Annotated in this window: 14 protein-coding genes; 7 read left to right on the top strand and 7 right to left on the bottom strand. The window is 65.6% G+C overall.

What is annotated here, in order from left to right:
- Positions 1–7: 7 nt before the first annotated feature.
- The 3 genes from AC6JAC_RS11700 to tkt form a co-directional block, all read right to left on the bottom strand.
- A complete protein-coding gene (locus tag AC6JAC_RS11700) occupies positions 8–1645 on the bottom strand; it encodes a glucose-6-phosphate isomerase (RefSeq protein ID WP_028269293.1) in 1638 nt (545 codons plus the stop codon).
- A 6-nt stretch (positions 1646–1651) separates the two neighbouring features.
- Positions 1652–2767: a transaldolase gene (tal, locus tag AC6JAC_RS11695; RefSeq protein WP_347898493.1), complete on the bottom strand. Its 1116-nt coding sequence runs from the start codon at positions 2765–2767 to the stop codon at positions 1652–1654.
- Between the two features lie 64 nt (positions 2768–2831).
- Entirely contained in the window at positions 2832–4949 is a 2118-nt protein-coding gene (tkt, locus tag AC6JAC_RS11690; RefSeq protein WP_497964783.1) for a transketolase, read from the bottom strand.
- 437 nt (positions 4950–5386) lie between these two features.
- On the opposite strand from tkt, the gene AC6JAC_RS11685 reads away from it, so the two are divergent.
- On the top strand, positions 5387–6346 hold the full coding sequence (locus tag AC6JAC_RS11685) for a heme o synthase (protein WP_497964782.1): 960 nt from the start codon (positions 5387–5389) through the stop codon (positions 6344–6346).
- A gap of 317 nt (positions 6347–6663) precedes the next feature.
- Here AC6JAC_RS11685 and AC6JAC_RS11680 read toward each other — a convergent pair whose 3' ends face one another.
- Genes AC6JAC_RS11680 through AC6JAC_RS11670 form a run of 3 tightly spaced genes read right to left on the bottom strand, consistent with a single transcriptional unit; the run spans position 6664 to position 9339 of the window.
- Positions 6664–7608 (bottom strand): COX15/CtaA family protein, encoded by a 945-nt coding sequence (locus AC6JAC_RS11680; RefSeq protein ID WP_028269289.1) that lies wholly within the window; start codon positions 7606–7608, stop codon positions 6664–6666.
- A gap of 7 nt (positions 7609–7615) precedes the next feature.
- Positions 7616–8374, bottom strand: a complete 759-nt coding sequence (locus tag AC6JAC_RS11675; protein WP_497964780.1) for an ABC transporter permease — start codon at positions 8372–8374, stop codon at positions 7616–7618.
- Entirely contained in the window at positions 8371–9339 is a 969-nt protein-coding gene (locus AC6JAC_RS11670) for an ABC transporter ATP-binding protein (protein ID WP_454698621.1), read from the bottom strand. The genes AC6JAC_RS11675 and AC6JAC_RS11670 overlap by 4 nt, the downstream gene beginning before the upstream one ends.
- Before the next feature lie 114 nt (positions 9340–9453).
- On the opposite strand from AC6JAC_RS11670, the gene AC6JAC_RS11665 reads away from it, so the two are divergent.
- From AC6JAC_RS11665 to AC6JAC_RS11640, 6 genes are read left to right on the top strand one after another with little or no spacing between them, the layout of a single operon-like run.
- A complete protein-coding gene (locus tag AC6JAC_RS11665; RefSeq protein WP_347898498.1) occupies positions 9454–10320 on the top strand; it encodes a helix-turn-helix transcriptional regulator in 867 nt (288 codons plus the stop codon).
- Positions 10320–11783 (top strand): Fe-S cluster assembly protein SufB, encoded by a 1464-nt coding sequence (gene sufB, locus AC6JAC_RS11660; protein WP_028269285.1) that lies wholly within the window; start codon positions 10320–10322, stop codon positions 11781–11783. Before AC6JAC_RS11665 ends, sufB begins: the two co-directional genes overlap by 1 nt.
- Positions 11783–13033, top strand: coding sequence for a Fe-S cluster assembly protein SufD (sufD, locus tag AC6JAC_RS11655; protein ID WP_028269284.1), 1251 nt, complete (start codon positions 11783–11785; stop codon positions 13031–13033). The genes sufB and sufD overlap by 1 nt, the downstream gene beginning before the upstream one ends.
- 19 nt (positions 13034–13052) lie before the next feature.
- On the top strand, positions 13053–13409 hold the full coding sequence (locus AC6JAC_RS11650; protein ID WP_028269283.1) for a non-heme iron oxygenase ferredoxin subunit: 357 nt from the start codon (positions 13053–13055) through the stop codon (positions 13407–13409).
- Between the two features lie 43 nt (positions 13410–13452).
- Positions 13453–14250 (top strand): Fe-S cluster assembly ATPase SufC, encoded by a 798-nt coding sequence (gene sufC, locus AC6JAC_RS11645; RefSeq protein ID WP_028269282.1) that lies wholly within the window; start codon positions 13453–13455, stop codon positions 14248–14250.
- A 13-nt stretch (positions 14251–14263) separates the two neighbouring features.
- Positions 14264–14596 (top strand): metal-sulfur cluster assembly factor, encoded by a 333-nt coding sequence (locus tag AC6JAC_RS11640; RefSeq protein ID WP_028269281.1) that lies wholly within the window; start codon positions 14264–14266, stop codon positions 14594–14596.
- 88 nt (positions 14597–14684) lie between these two features.
- Here AC6JAC_RS11640 and ypfJ read toward each other — a convergent pair whose 3' ends face one another.
- Positions 14685–15566 (bottom strand): KPN_02809 family neutral zinc metallopeptidase, encoded by an 882-nt coding sequence (gene ypfJ / locus AC6JAC_RS11635; protein ID WP_028269280.1) that lies wholly within the window; start codon positions 15564–15566, stop codon positions 14685–14687.
- Between the last annotated feature and the right edge of the window lie 43 nt (positions 15567–15609).

The raw sequence follows: 15609 nt of genomic DNA, 5'->3' as shown, positions 1-15609 counted from the left end.
CGGTGCCTTAGCTTTCAGTGTGGGATGCTGCCTGGCCGGCGAGCTCTGAAACAATGTCCTGCAGCTGCTTGACGCCGGCAGCGCGGTCCGTGAGGTGCAGGCGGAGGACGGGACGGCCGTGTTCGGTGAGAACCTGCGCGTCGCCGGCTGCCTGCGCCGAGATCAGTTCACCGAACGTGAACGGCCGCTCCGGGATGGACAGGTCCGTGGGGGAGTCGGCAGTTACCTGCAGGAACACGCCGATGGCGGGTCCGCCCTTGTGGAACTGGCCGGTGGAGTGGAGGAAGCGCGGGCCCCAGCCGAACGTCACCGGACGCCCGGTGGCTGCCGCGAGCTGGTCGCGGACCCCTTCGAACGGGGCGTATGCGAGCCGGTCGAAGTACGCCTGGACGCTGAGGTAGCTGTCGTCGGCAAGCTGCGAGAGCAGAGCGGAGACGGCCGCGGACGCCGTGGAGGCGTCACCCAGCCAGTCGCCGCCGCGGACCTCGATGGCGCCGTCGACGAAATTGGCGGGGGTCGGCTCGGGCTGTGCGTCCAGCAGGCCGCGGGCCGCAATCTTGGCGGCCTCCACGTCCGGCTGGTCGTACGGGTTGATGCCCAGAAGCCGGCCGGCCACCGCCGTGGCGAATTCCCATACCATCATCTGCGTGGCCAGGCCGCCGGCAATGGCAACCTCGTTTTCGCCGAGCTGCACGTCGTCGGCGTCGGCCGCGACCAGGCGCACCACCAGGATGTCAGCGGCACCCGAAGTGACCTCCGGTGCCGACGGACCGGCCACGACGGGCAGGACGCCGGTGCCGAGCTTGCCGGTGGATTCGGCGATGAGCTGTTCTGCCCAGTCGGCGAAGCCGACGATGCCGGATCCGTCTTCCGCAATGACGATCTTGTTGCGCAGCGGGCTGGTGCCGCCAAGGGCCGCTCCCAGGGCGAGGCCGATGTTCTCGGGTGCGTCCTCGTTGAGGATTTCGGCTGCCTCTTCGGCTTCATCCAGGAACGCCTGGATGTCCACTCCGGCCAGGCCGCAGGGGACCAGTCCGAAGGCGGTCAGTGCCGAGAAGCGGCCGCCGACGTTGGGGTCGGCGTTGAAGACGGCGCGGTAGCCCGCCTCCCGTGAGGCCTTGTCCAACGGTGAGCCGGGATCGGTGACGATCACGATGCGGCTCTTGGCATCGATGCCGGCGTCGGTGAAGGCCTGCTCGAAGATCCGACGCTGGGAATCGGTCTCCACGGTGGATCCTGACTTGGACGAAACCACAATCGCGGTTTCGGCAAGGCGGTCCACCAATGCAGCACTGACCTGCTCCGGGTCGGTGCTGTCAAGCACAGTCAGCTCGACGCCAGCGGTGCCCGCGATGACCTCAGGTGCCAGCGAGGAGCCGCCCATGCCGCAAAGGACAATACGCGTTACGCCTTCGGCCTTCAGTGCATCGCGGAGTTCCAGGATGCCGCTGACCAGCGGCTGGGAGACGGTGGCCGCCTCCACCCAGCCCAGCCGGATAGCGGATTCCTGTTCGGCGTCCGGACCCCACAGGGTATGGTCCTTCGCGAAAATCCGGGTGGCAATGCGGTCTTCCAGCAGTGCTGGGAGGTGCTGCTCAAGTGCCTCGCGGGCTGCGCCGGTGGCGTCGTAGCTGAGTGTGCTCATGATGGGTTAGGAAGCCTTCCGTGCAGAGGCCAGGGCGCCTTCGACGTCACCCAGCAGTTCCTTCCAGCTGGCCACGAACTTGTCCAGGCCTTCCGACTCAAGCAGCGCCACGACCTCGTTGTAGGAGATTCCCAGTGCGTCGAGGGCGTTCAGCGTCGCATTTGCGTCGTCGTAGCCGCGGGTGACGGTGTCGCCGGTGACGACGCCGTGGTCAAAGGTGGCATCGAGGGTCTTCTCCGGCATGGTGTTGACCACGCCGGGTGCGACGAGCTCCGTGACGTAGAGGGTGTCCGGGTAGGCCGGGTCCTTGACGCCGGTGGAGGCCCACAGCGGACGCTGCGGCAGGGCGCCGGCTTCGGCCAGCAAGCCCCAGCGTTCGGTGGAGAAGAGCTCTTCGTAGACCTGGTAGGCCAGGCGGGCGTTGGCCAGTCCGGCCTTGCCCTTGAGTGCCTTGGCCTCGTCGGTGCCGACGGCGTCGAGGCGCTTGTCGATTTCGGCGTCCACGCGGGAGACGAAGAAGGACGCGACCGAGTGGATCTTGGAGAGGTCGTGGCCGTTGCCCTTGGCCTGCTCCAGGCCGGACTGGAAGGCGTTGATGACGGCGCGGTAGCGCTCCAGCGAGAAGATCAGGGTGACGTTGACGCTGATGCCCTCAGCCAGGGTGGCCGTGATGGCTTCGAGGCCTTCGAGGGTTGCCGGGATCTTGATCAGGACGTTGTCCTTGTTGACCTTCTTGTAGAGGTGCTTCGCTTCGGCGATGGTGCCGGCGGTGTCCCAGGCGAGGCGGGGGTCCACTTCGATGGACACGCGGCCGTCAACACCCTTGGTTGCGGCGGCGACGGGCGCGAACAGGTCGCAGGCGTCGGCAACGTCGGTGGTGGTGATTTCGAAGACGGTCTCTTCAACAGTGGCGCCGGCCGCTGCCTGGGCTGCGATCACGGTGTCGTAGTCGTGGCCGGTGGTGATGGCGGCGTGGAAGATCGACGGGTTGGTGGTGACGCCAACGACGTTCTTCTCTTCGATGAGCTTGCGCAGGGTGCCGGTCTGCAGGCGGCCGCGGGAGAGGTCGTCAAGCCAGATCGAGACGCCGGCGTCCGAGAGCTGCTGGGTGGGGGTAGTCATGTCATTAACTCCTGGAAATCATGGGTTCCGGGGGACCTGGGTCCCCCGGAACCGTGGTGTTGGATCAGTTGGCGAGACCTGCGAGGGATTCCTTCGCGGCGGCGGTGACTGCTTCGGCGGTGATGCCGAATTCCTGGAAGAGGCGCTTGTAGTCGGCGGAGGCGCCGAAGTGCTCGAGGCTGATGGAACGGCCGGCGTCGCCAACGAATTCCTTCCAGCCCAGGGCCAGCCCGGCTTCCACGGACACGCGTGCCTTGACGCCGGCCGGGAGGACGGCCTCGCGGTAGGCGGCGTCCTGCTTGTTGAACCACTCGACGCACGGCATCGACACCACGCGGGTGGGGATGCCTTCGGCCTGGAGGGCTTCGCGGGCGTTCACGGCCAGCTGGACCTCGGACCCGGTGCCGATCAGGATGACCTGGGCGTCCGCGGTCTTGCCGTCCTTGGACGCTTCGGCCAGGACGTAGCCGCCCTTGGCCACGCCGGTGACAGCACCGAAGGTGTCGCCTTCGGCGTCGCCTTCGCCGCGGGCGTAGGTGGGGATGTTCTGGCGGGTCAGGACGATGCCGGCCGGGTTCTCGTGGTTTTCGAGCATGACCTTCCAGGCTGCGGCGACCTCGTTGGCGTCACCGGGGCGGACAACGTCCAGGCCCGGAATGGCGCGCAGGGAGGCCAGCTGCTCCACCGGCTGGTGGGTGGGGCCGTCTTCGCCCAGGCCGATGGAGTCGTGCGTCCAGACGTACAGGGACGGGACACCCATCAGCGCACCGAGGCGGATGGCCGGGCGCTGGTAGTCGGAGAAGATCAGGAATGTGCCGGAGAACGCGCGGGTCTTCCCGTGGAGGGCGATGCCGTTCACGATCGAGGCCGCGGCGTGCTCACGGATGCCGAAGTGCAGGACCCTGCCGTAAGGGTTGCCCTTCCACGCATCCGTGGAGCGGGAGACCGGGATAAATGACGCCGAACCCTCGATGGTGGTGTTGTTGGACTCCGCGAGGTCGGCTGAACCGCCCCACAGTTCCGGCATGACCGGGCCGATCGCGTTCAGGACCTTGCCCGACGCGGCGCGGGTGGAGACATCCTTGCCGGCTTCGAACACCGGCAGGGCGCCGTCGAGCTCGACGGGCAGCTTGCGGGCCTCGACCCGTTCCAGAAGGGCTGCACCCTCCGGGTTCCCGGCCTGCCATGCTTCGAAGGAGTCCTGCCATTCGGCGCGGGCGGCTGCACCGCGGTCCACAACAGCGCGGGCGTGGGCCAGCACGTCCTGGTCAACCTCGAACGTCTTTGCGGGGTCAAAGCCCAGCACGTTCTTCAGTGCCGCGACTTCCTCGGCACCCAGGGCCGAGCCGTGGATCTTGCCGGTGTTCTGTTTCTTCGGGGCCGGGTAGCCGATGATGGTGCGCAGCGACACGATCGAGGGCTTGGAGGTCTCCGCCTTCGCGGCGATCAGGGCGGCGTACAGTTCCTGCACGTCTTCCTTGTATTCGCCGGTCTTGGTCCAGTCCACACGCTGGACGTGCCAGCCGTAGGACTCGTAGCGCTTGAGGACGTCCTCGGTGAAGGCGACGTCGGTGTCGTCTTCGATGGAGATGTGGTTCTCGTCGTAAACAACAACAAGGTTGCCGAGTTCCTGGTGGCCGGCCAGCGAGGAAGCCTCGGAGGTCACGCCTTCCTGGAGGTCGCCGTCGGACGCAATGACCCAGATGGTGTGGTCGAACGGGGACTCGCCGGCGGGAGCGTCGGCGTCGAACAGGCCGCGTTGGCGGCGCTGGGAGTATGCGAACCCGACCGAGGAGGCCAGGCCCTGGCCCAGCGGGCCGGTGGTGATCTCCACACCGGCGGTGTGCTTGTACTCCGGGTGCCCCGGTGTCAGCGAACCCCAGGTGCGCAGCGCCTTCAGGTCATCGAGTTCCAGGCCGTAGCCGGAGAGGAACAGCTGGATGTACAGAGTCAGTGACGTGTGGCCGGGAGAGAGGATGAACCGGTCGCGGCCGATCCAGTCCGGGTTCTTCGGGTCATGGCGCATCAGCTTCTGGAAGAGAAGGTACGCGGCCGGTGCAAGGCTCATCGCGGTGCCGGGGTGGCCGTTCCCTACTTTTTCGACCGCATCCGCGGCCAGAATGCGGACCGTATCAACGGCTCGCTGGTCCAAACTGGTCCATGACAGTTCTTGCTCTTCCAAATGTGGCACGAAAACCGGGCCCCTCTCTGTGCTGACGGCAGGTGGTACGAACAGGCCGGAGCGGGGGCACGCATGTTGGTGCCCGCTGCGGTTAGTACCAGCCGTTCACCATTGAAACGTTGATCTTCATTCAGTCGCGTTCGAGATTCCGGGAATGCGCATTCCATTGGCATTCCTTGCGTGCTGATCTGCAGACAGCTTAGCCCCATTCCAAGGGCTGGTCAGCGTGTATCTCACTAAGTGGACTGATTTTCCTTATATGAATCACCGAGGGCGGCGGGCGCCGTGAGGATCGGTTAACCTGGCGGAATCATGGGGGCTTTGGACGCCCGGGAGCCACGGTATGATATTCGGAGGCCACCGCCGGAGGGAGCGGGCCCGTTTTGGGCCGCCGCCGCTGCGAGAACCAGCCGGACTGAACAGCCAGACAGAACAGAGTGACTGCCACCGTGAGCACAACAGATACGCCGCTGAACGCCTCCCGGCTCCCCGGAAAGATCGGGATAGCCCGCAAAGCCAAGGCGTACCTGGCCCTCACGAAACCGCGGGTCATTGAACTGCTCCTCGTGAGCACGCTGCCTACCATGATCTACGCCGAGCGCGGATTCCCTTCCATCGGCCTGATCCTGGCCACGCTTGTCGGCGGTGCTTTCGCGGCAGGCAGTGCGGGCGCCTTCAACTGCTACCTCGACCGTGACATCGACAAGCTCATGCACCGGACCGAGAACCGCCCCCTCGTCACCGGAGAAGTGACTCCCCGCGAGGCGCTGGTGTTCTCCTGGCTGCTGGGGGCCGCCGCAATCGCGATCCTCTGGTTTGGCGCCAACCCGCTGTCGGCCTGGCTCGGCCTCGGGGCCATCGTCTTTTACGTGGTCATCTACACCATGATCCTTAAGCGCCGCACGCCCCAGAACATTGTCTGGGGCGGAGCAGCCGGATGCTTCCCGGTGCTGATCGCCTGGGCCGCCGTGACCAACACGGTCGAGTGGCCTGCCATCGTCCTGTTCATGGTGATCTTCCTCTGGACCCCGCCGCACTACTGGCCGCTGTCCATGCGCTACGGCGAGGACTACCGCAACGCCAATGTGCCGATGCTCGGAGCAATCGCCGGTGCAAAGGTCGTCTCGGTCCAGGTGGTCCTGTACGCGTGGGCCATGGTTGCCTGCTCGCTGCTGCTGGTTCCTGCAGGCGGGGCGGGCTGGGTCTATACCGTCACCGCCGTCGTCGCCGGCGCCTGGTTCCTGTACGAATCGCACGCCCTGTACAACCGGGCCCAGGGTGGCGACGTCTCCAACAAGGGAGCCATGAAGGTGTTCCACGGTTCCATCAGCTACCTGACCCTGCTCTTCATTGCACTGGCCGTGGACCCCTTCGTGGGTTCAGCCATCATGGGCTAGGTTTCTCTCCCACTTCCACTTCCCGCCGGTCAACCCCGGACCCTCTCTCACTACCTGCCGCTTTCTCCCGGACCCTCTCTCACCCCAAGGTGAGGGAGGGTTCTGTCGTCCGGCCATGAGTGCGAGAGGGTCGTCGAAAGACCGCAGGAAGTGAGAGAGCGTCGCCGAAAAGACCCCAGGAAGTGAGAGAGCGTCGCCAGGTGCGGCGGGGCAAAGAGAAGCACCCCGGTCCTTACGGTCCGGGGTGCTTCTCGGGGCTGAACTGCTTAGGGGGAGGCGTCTTATGTGACGGCCTCGTGCCACAGCACCGCCAGTTCTTACTTGGCCGGGCTGAACCGTGCGATGTCCGCGGCGTTCGTGGCGGCGCTCATGAGCAGCGCGGCGCCCAGCATGTGGGCGCCCACCAGCAGGGCGGGAATGCCGTTGTAATACTGCGTGAAGCCGATGGCCGCCTGCAGCACAGTGACTCCGAGCAGCAGCAGCACTGCGGTGCGGAAGGGGCCTTGGATCCGGTCCCGGAACACAAGGAACACGCCGAACAGTGCTCCGGCGGTGACGAGATAGGCCGGCACGGCGTGGATGTGGGAGAAGAGGTCCCAGTCAAGGCCGTTCCTGGGGGCGTCCGCATCGCCCGCGTGCGGTCCGGCGCCCGTCACCACCACGCCAAGGGTCACGGCGACGGCGGAGAACAGGGCGACGGCGGCCATCACCGGACGTGCGGCTCCCGGGAGGGCGGGAAGTCCGACGGCGGGGAACCGTCCCGTACGGCCGTACACCCTGTTGACCAGCAGGGTGGCGATAACAACGAGGGCCATCGAGACCAGGAAGTGCAGACCCACAACCCAGGGGTTGAGCTGGGTGAGAACCGTAATGCCGCCGATGACTGCCTGTGCCGGGATGCTGGCCAGCAGGCCCAGGGCCAGCAGGAACAGGTCCCGGCGCTCTTTGCGCAGGTTCCACAGGTACACCAGCATCAGGACTGCGATTGCGGCCAGGGCGAACGTCAGGAGCCGGTTTCCGAATTCGATGAAGCCGTGGATGCCCATCTCCGGCGTGTTGACCAGTGACACGTCAGTGCAGCGGGGCCAGGTGGGGCAGCCGAGTCCGGACGCGGTGAGGCGGACCGCGCCGCCGGTCACCACAAGCACCGTCTGCCCGATCAGTGACAGGACGGCCAGCCGTCGGACGGTCGAGTCGACCGTAACGGGGAGCTTGGACGTCATGCGTCCGAGGATTTGGGGGAGGCGCGATGCCGTACTCACGGTTTTCTCAATTCCACTTGAACCAACGAATGGCCGCTGCGCCGGCGATAGCCGTCCAAAGCAGCAGGATTAGGGTGGCGCCTCCATTGAAGGTGCCGGCGAGGAAAGCGTCCCTCAGGGCCTCGCCCAAGGCGCCGGAGGGCAGGAAGTGCACCAGTTCCCGGGCCGGGCCGGGCAACCGTTCGGCCGGCAGGACGATGCCGCCCAGGGCTCCGAGCAGGATCCACAGGAGGTTGGTGATGGCCAGCGTCGCCTCAGGCCGGACCGTACCCGCCACCAGCAGCCCCAGGGCTGTGAAGGCTGCCGCCCCCAGAACCAGGAGCACCAGCGCCGGGAGCCAGCCCGCCGTCGTCGGCTTCCAGCCGAGCACAAACGCCACCGCGCCCACCACCACCACCTGGAGGACCAGGACTGCCAGGACTGCCAGGATCTTGCCGGCGATCAGGCCCGTCCGGCCCAGGGGAGTGGTGGACAGGAAACGCAGCACCCCGTAGCGCCGGTCAAAGCCGGTGGAGATGCCCTGGCCGGTGAAGGCGGTGGACATGGCGCACAAAGCGAGGATGCCCGGCACCGCAACATCAACCCGGGTGCCGCCCAGGCCGTCCAGCAACGGGGTGACGGTCAGGCCCACCAGGGCAAGCAGCGGCAGGACGACTGCAAGGATGAGTTGCTCGCCGTTCCGCAGCATCGTCAGCGCCTCGTACCTGCCCTGCAGCAGAATGCGGCGAACAAGCGGGGCAGGAGCGCTGCCGAGGACCCGGCTCATCGGATCTCCCTTCCCGAAATATCCAAAAATACGTCTTCCAGGCTCCGTGCCTCCAGGCTCATGGACCCGGGCATGATGCCGTGCGCGGCCCACCAGGCTGTCAGCGCTGCCAGGTCTTCCGGTGTCAGCGCGCCGGTAGCGGCGTAGCTTCCCGCCCTGGTTTCGCGGACGTCGACGGCGGCAGGCAGCACGCCCGTGAAGTCCAGTCCGGGCCGGGCCTCGAAAAGCAGTGTGCGGACATGTTCCTGCGCGGCATCCGTGCTCAGGTTCCGCATCAGCAGCTGGGCCACTGTTCCTTCGGCCACGTTCCTGCCGGCGTCGATGATGTACACGTAATCAGCCAGGCGCTGGGCGTCGTCCATGAGGTGGGTCGTCAGGATGATTCCCATGCCGGCGTCCCGCAGCTCCGAAATCAGTTCGAAAACGAGCTGGCGGGACTGCGGATCCAGTCCTGCGCTTGGTTCGTCCAGGAAGAGGACTTCGGGGTTTCCCACCAGGGCCGCAGCCAGGGCAAGCCGCTGGCGCTGCCCGCCCGAAAGGCGCCGGACGGTGGTCCGGCTAAAGGTGTCAATGCCCAGCCGTCCGATCAGCTCATCGACAGGCCATGGATTCCGGTACATCCCGGCGATATGCTTCAGGAGCGGGATGGGACGGGCCGACGGCGGCAGCCCGCCGTCCTGCAGCATGACACCCACCCGGGAACGGAGTGACGCCCCTGCGGTGTCCGGGTCCTGGCCCAGCAGGGTGACCGTCCCGCCGGACCGCCGCTGCAGGCCCTGCGCACATTCGATGGTGGTGGTCTTGCCGGCACCGTTGGCCCCCAGCAGGGCAGTGACCTGTCCGGGTTCGGCGGCGAGGGAAACGCCGCTGACCACCCGGAGCATCTTGCCGTCAAGGGAGGCCAGCGGGCCAACGTCCTTAATGAGTCCCTTAATGGACAGGACGGGAGAATCGGGAGATCGCACCAAAGCATTCTACGGGATGTAGTAGGCGCACCACCCGACGGGATGTGACCGAAGGTCAGCCTCGCCTTACTAGTACGGGGGAGTAAATTACGACATGATTGTGTTGTGTATTCCATGAGCACTCGACTTTCTGCGCCCCGAACCGGGTCCGCCGCGCCAGGTGGCGCCGCCGGCCCGTTCCGGCCCGGGAGTTCTTCGCCCGCAGGCCGGCAGCCCGCCACGCCGCACACGCTGCCGGCGGACTCGGACGAACGCACCCGCGACCGCGTCCTGAATGCGGTGCTGGAGCACGGTCCGGTCAGCGCAGCTGAACTCGGCGACCTGCTCGGCTTCACTCCCGCGGCCGTCCGCCGCCACCTGGACCACCTCTCCCGCAGCGGTGTCATTGAAGTCAAGCGTGTGGCGAAGGCAGGGGCCGGCGCTGGACGCCCGGCGAGGCGCTACGTCCTGAGCACGCAGGGCCAGTCCACCCTCGGCGACGACTACCTCGACATTGCCGGCCTGGCCCTCCAGCGCCTGGGGGAAATCGCCGGACCCGACGCCGTTCGCGAGTTCGCCGTCGAGCGTTTTTCCGACATGGAGCGCCGCTACGCGCCGGAGATCGAGGCCGCCGGACCGGATATCACCGCACGGGCGCAAGCTCTTTCCGCCGCGTTGAGCCGCGACGGCTTCGTGGCCTCCGCGGCCTCCATCGAGGCCAAGGCGCCGCTCCCCGCTGCGCTCTCCAGCGTCCAGCTGTGCCAGGGGCATTGCCCCATCCAGCAGCTTGCCACCAAGTTCCCCGTGTTCTGCGACGTCGAAACCGAAGTGTTTTCCCGGCTCGTCGGCGTTGACGTACGGCGGCTGTCCACACTGGCACGTGGCGGACACGTCTGCACCACCCACATACCTACAGGCCGTCCGGCCAAGGGGCCTGCCGGCTCCGGACACACCACGGACAGCCTGGGCGAAGTATCCAACCATCTGCAAGAAAGGCCGTGATGACGGACCAACTATCAGAGAACAAGGTTGCTGAAACTACTGTGATTTCGGAGATTCTGGAGAAGAACCCCGAGCTCCACGGTATTGGCACCTATGAGTACGGCTGGGCCGACAAGAACGATGTCGGAGCCAACGCACGTCGTGGCATCAACGACGAAGTTGTCCGGGACATTTCGGCCAAGAAGAACGAGCCGGAGTGGATGCTGGATCTGCGTCTGAAGGGCCTGAAGTACTTCGACCGCAAGCCCATGCCCACCTGGGGTGCAGACCTCTCGGGCATCGACTTCGACAACATCAAGTACTTCGTGCGCTCCACCGAGAAGCAGGCCGCCACGTGGGAGGACCTCCCCGAGGACATCCGCAATACCTACGAGAAGCTGGGCATTCCGGAAGCCGAGCGCAGCCGCCTGGTTTCAGGCGTCGCAGCACAGTACGAGTCCGAAGTTGTGTACCACCAGATCCGCGAGGACCTGGAACAGCAGGGCGTCATCTTCCTGGACACGGACACCGCGCTGCGCGAGCACCCGGAGATCTTCCAGGAGTACTTCGGCACCATCATCCCGGTGGGCGACAACAAGTTCGCTTCGCTGAACACGGCTGTCTGGTCCGGCGGTTCCTTCGTGTACGTCCCCAAGGGCGTCCACGTGGACATCCCGCTGCAGGCTTACTTCCGCATCAACACGGAAAACATGGGCCAGTTCGAGCGCACCCTGATCATTGCCGACGAGGACTCCTACGTCCACTACATCGAAGGCTGCACCGCGCCGATCTACACCTCGGACTCGCTGCACTCCGCCGTGGTGGAAATCATCGTGAAGAAGGGCGCCCGCGTCCGCTACACCACCATCCAGAACTGGTCCACGAACGTGTACAACCTGGTCACCAAGCGCGCCATCTGCGAAGAGGGCGCCACCATGGAATGGATCGATGGCAACATCGGCTCCAAGGTGACCATGAAGTACCCGGCCGTCTACCTTGTGGGCGAGCACGCCAAGGGCGAAACCCTGTCCATCGCGTTCGCCGGCGAAGGCCAGCACCAGGACACGGGCTCGAAGATGGTGCACATCGCACCGAACACCAAGAGCTCCATCATCTCCAAGTCCGTGGCCCGCGGCGGCGGCCGTGCCGCTTACCGCGGCCTGGTCCAGGTCCGCGAAGGCGCCAAGCACTCGGCCAACACGGTCCGCTGCGACGCCCTCCTCGTGGACACGATCAGCCGGTCGGACACGTACCCGTACATCGACATCCGCGAAGATGACGTCCAGCTGGGCCACGAGGCAACTGTCTCGCGCGTTTCCGAAGAGCAGCTCTTCTACCTCATGTCCCGCGGCATGCGCGAAGACGAAGCCATGGCGATGATCGTGCGCGGCTTCATCGAGCCGATCGCCCGCGAGCTGCCGATGGAATACGCCCTCGAGCTGAACCGCCTCATTGAACTCCAGATGGAAGGATCCGTCGGTTAATGACTGCCGAAACTGTTACTGAAAAGGCCCGCATCGGGGCGCCTTCCATCGCAGGCTTCACCGAGGAAGGCGAGGGACTGGTCGCCGCCAAGGTGGACCACGGCCACAATCACGGCGTGACGGTGATGTCCTCCCGCGCCGAACGCCTCACGAGCTTCAATGTCGCCGACTTCCCGCTGCCCACGGGCCGCGAAGAAGAATGGCGCTTCAGCCCGGTCCGCGGGCTTGCCAACCTGCTCTCCGACACCGCGACGGATCTTGATCCCGCACCGGCCGCCGACTTCACGGTCGACGCGCCGGAAGGGTATGTCCGCACCCCGCTGGCTGCCGGGTCGGCACCGCGCGGAACCGTCCTGGTCCCCGCGGACCGTGCCGCCGCCGTCGCCTCCGCCAACACGGAGGAGGCGCTGCACGTCGTCATCCCCGCGGACGCCGAACCGGCCGAGCCGCTCCGCATCCTGGTCCACGGCCGGGGCGCCGGCCACCGCTCCAACGCACACTACGTGCTTGAAGCGGGCGCCAACTCCCGCAGCGTCGTGATCCTGGAGCACACCGGTGCCGCCGACCACAACGGCAACCTGGAAGTCATCGTCGGTGAAGGCGCCAAGCTCACCGTGATCTCGGTCCAGCTCTGGGAAGACGACGCCAAGCACCTCGCGCAGCACGACGCGCAGGTTGGCAAGGACGCTGTGTACAAGCACATCGCCGTGTCCCTGGGCGGATCCATCGTGCGCCTGAACTCCAACGTCCGATTCTCGGGCGAGGGCGCCGAGGCCGAGCTGCTGGGCCTCTACTTCGCCGACGCCGGACAGCACCTGGAGCACCGCTCGTTCGTGGACCACAACGTGGCCAACTGCAAGTCGAATGTGCTCTACAAGGGCGCCCTGCAGGGCAAGGACGCGCACACCGTATGGGTGGGCGATGTCCTGATCCAGAAGCAGGCCCTGGGCACCGACTCGTACGAGAAGAACCAGAACCTGATCCTGACGGACGGTTGCCGCGCGGACTCGGTTCCGAACCTGGAAATCGAGACGGGCCTTATCGAAGGTGCCGGGCACGCAAGCTCCACCGGGCGTTTCGACGATGAGCACCTGTTCTACCTCATGGCCCGCGGCATCCCCGAGGATGTTGCCCGCCGCCTGGTGGTCCGCGGGTTCCTCAACGAAATCATCCAGAAGATCAACGTTCCGGCACTCGAAGAGCGCCTGACCGAAGCTGTCGAGCGCGAGCTCGCCGCGAGCGAAAACTGAAACGGGCAGGCCGGAACGCATGAGTGAACAGCCCAAGGGTGAACTGGTATGCAATGCCAACGACATCCAGGTGAAACAGGCGCTGCGCATCCTGATCGACGACTACCCCGTAGCGGTCGTCAAGGATTCGATGGGCGACATCCACGCCATCGGCGACACCTGCTCGCACGCGGACATCTCGCTGTCTGAAGGCGAGGTTGAAGGCTGCGCGATCGAGTGCTGGGGCCACGGCTCACAGTTCGACCTGCGGAACGGCCAGCCGCTTCAGCTTCCTGCCTACGATCCCGTGCCGGTCTTCGCCGTCGAGCTTCACGGTGACGACGTCTACGTGGACGTGACCAATGTTCTGAACGGCGCCACGGTCAACAACTACTGAGCGCCCGGCTTCACAAGACTTACGAACGAAAAGAAAGAAGAGCATGTCAACTCTTGAGATCAAGGACCTGCACGTCAGCATTGAGACCGAGCAGGGCACCAAGGAGATCCTGAAAGGCGTCAGCCTGACCATCAGGACCGGTGAGACGCACGCCATCATGGGCCCCAACGGTTCGGGCAAGTCCACCCTGGCGTCAACCATCGCCGGCCACCCGCGCTACAACGTCACCAGCGGTTCCATCACGCTGGACGGCGAAGACGTCCTGGCCATGTCCGTGGACGAGCGCGCCCGCGCCGGCGTCTTCCTGGCCATGCAGTACCCGGTGGAGGTTCCCGGTGTGAGCATGACCAACTTCCTCCGCACTGCCAAGACCGCCATCGACGGCGAAGCGCCCAAGCTGCGTACCTGGACCAAGGACGTCAAGGCCGCCATGCAGAAGCTGCGCATCGACGCCGACTTCACCCAGCGCAACGTCAACGAAGGCTTCTCCGGCGGCGAAAAGAAGCGAGTGGAGATCCTCCAGCTTGAGCTTTTCAAGCCGAAGTTCGCCGTGCTGGACGAGACCGACTCCGGCCTGGACGTCGACGCGCTGAAGGTCGTCTCCGAGGGCGTCAACCGCGCCCACGCAGAAGGCAACATGGGCACGCTGCTCATCACGCACTACACGCGGATCCTGCGCTACATCAAGCCTGAGTTCGTCCACGTTTTCGTCGACGGCCAGGTAGTCGAAGAAGGCGGCCCGGAACTTGCCGACCGCCTCGAAGAAGAGGGCTACGACCGTTACGCCAAGGGTGCCGGCGCAGCCACCATCTCTGCAGCCGACGCTGCAGTCCAGGGCTAGTTAGGACAACGCCATGACCGAAATCAAAGCGGCCCGTACGGGCCTCGAAGATGTCGAAGAGGCACTGAAGGACGTCATCGACCCCGAGCTCGGCGTCAACATTGTTGACCTGGGGCTGCTGTACGGCCTCAAGTACTCGGACGACGACGGCGCCCTGCTGATCGACATGACGCTCACCACGGCGGCGTGCCCGCTCACGGACGTCATCGAGGAGCAGGTCGGCAAGGCCCTCGACGGCGTCGTGGACGAATGGCGGCTGAACTGGGTGTGGATGCCGCCATGGGGTCCCGAGCGGATCACCGAAGACGGACGAGACCAGATGCGGGCCTTGGGCTTCAACATCTAACAACGGTTAAACCCCCCGTTAAATAACGACGGCGGCCGGTTACCTTCCCGGGGAAGGTAACCGGCCGCCGTCGTACTTTTCTGTTCAGCTAGAGCGCGGCGGCACTGAACGTATCGCACTGGTTGATGTCGCCGGTCTTGTAGCCCTGGTAGAACCATCTCTGCCGCTGTTCGCTGGAACCATGGGTCCAGGCCTCCGGTGAAACGCGGCCGGTAGCTGCCTTTTGGATGCGGTCATCACCAACGGCGGAAGCCGCGGAGAGCGCATCATTCAGGTCCTGCTGGGTCAGCGGCTCAAGGAACGGCTGCCCGGTTTTGGGATCCTGCTGGGTGGTGGCGTGCCGGACCCAGAGTCCGGCGTAGCAGTCCGCCTGCAGTTCGACACGGACGGCACCCGATTCGGGACCCTGCGGATCCTGCTGGGCGCGGTCAAGGTTGCCCAGGATGTTCTGGACGTGGTGGCCGAACTCGTGCGCCACCACATACTCCTGGGCCAGCGGGCCGCCGGACGATCCGAAGCGGTCCACCAGGTCCTGGAAGAAGCCGGGATCGAAGTAGGCGGTGGTGTCAGCCGGGCAGTAGAACGGACCCACCTCGGAGGTTGCACCGCCGCAGCCGGTATCCGTGGCCTGGCTGAAGATCACCGTGGTGGGACGCGGGTACTCCGTCTTGTACTGCGCAAGGTACGCCGGCCAAAAAGCGTTGAGGCTGTTCACCGTGCCGGTGATGCGGCAGTCCAGCCGCGCGTCGGCGTCGGCGCCGGACTCGCAGGCCGGTGCACTTCCCGTGCTCTGCGGCTCCTGAACCGTCCCGGTCAGGCCTTCCAGCAGCTGGGGATTGATGCCCAGCAGTGCGGCCAGCAGCAGGATGATTCCGCCCCCGATGCCGCCGCCGATCTTGGTTCCGCGGCCCATGCCGCGGCGGTCCTGGACCTGCGACGGATCCAGCTGGACATTGTCGTTGAAACTCATATTGTCACAATAGCCGGAGCGGCCCGTTCCGGACCCGTGGACG

The sequence above is a fragment of the Arthrobacter sp. KUASC02 genome (genome assembly GCF_059739395.1).
This window is presented reverse-complemented; position numbering and strand designations above follow the sequence as displayed.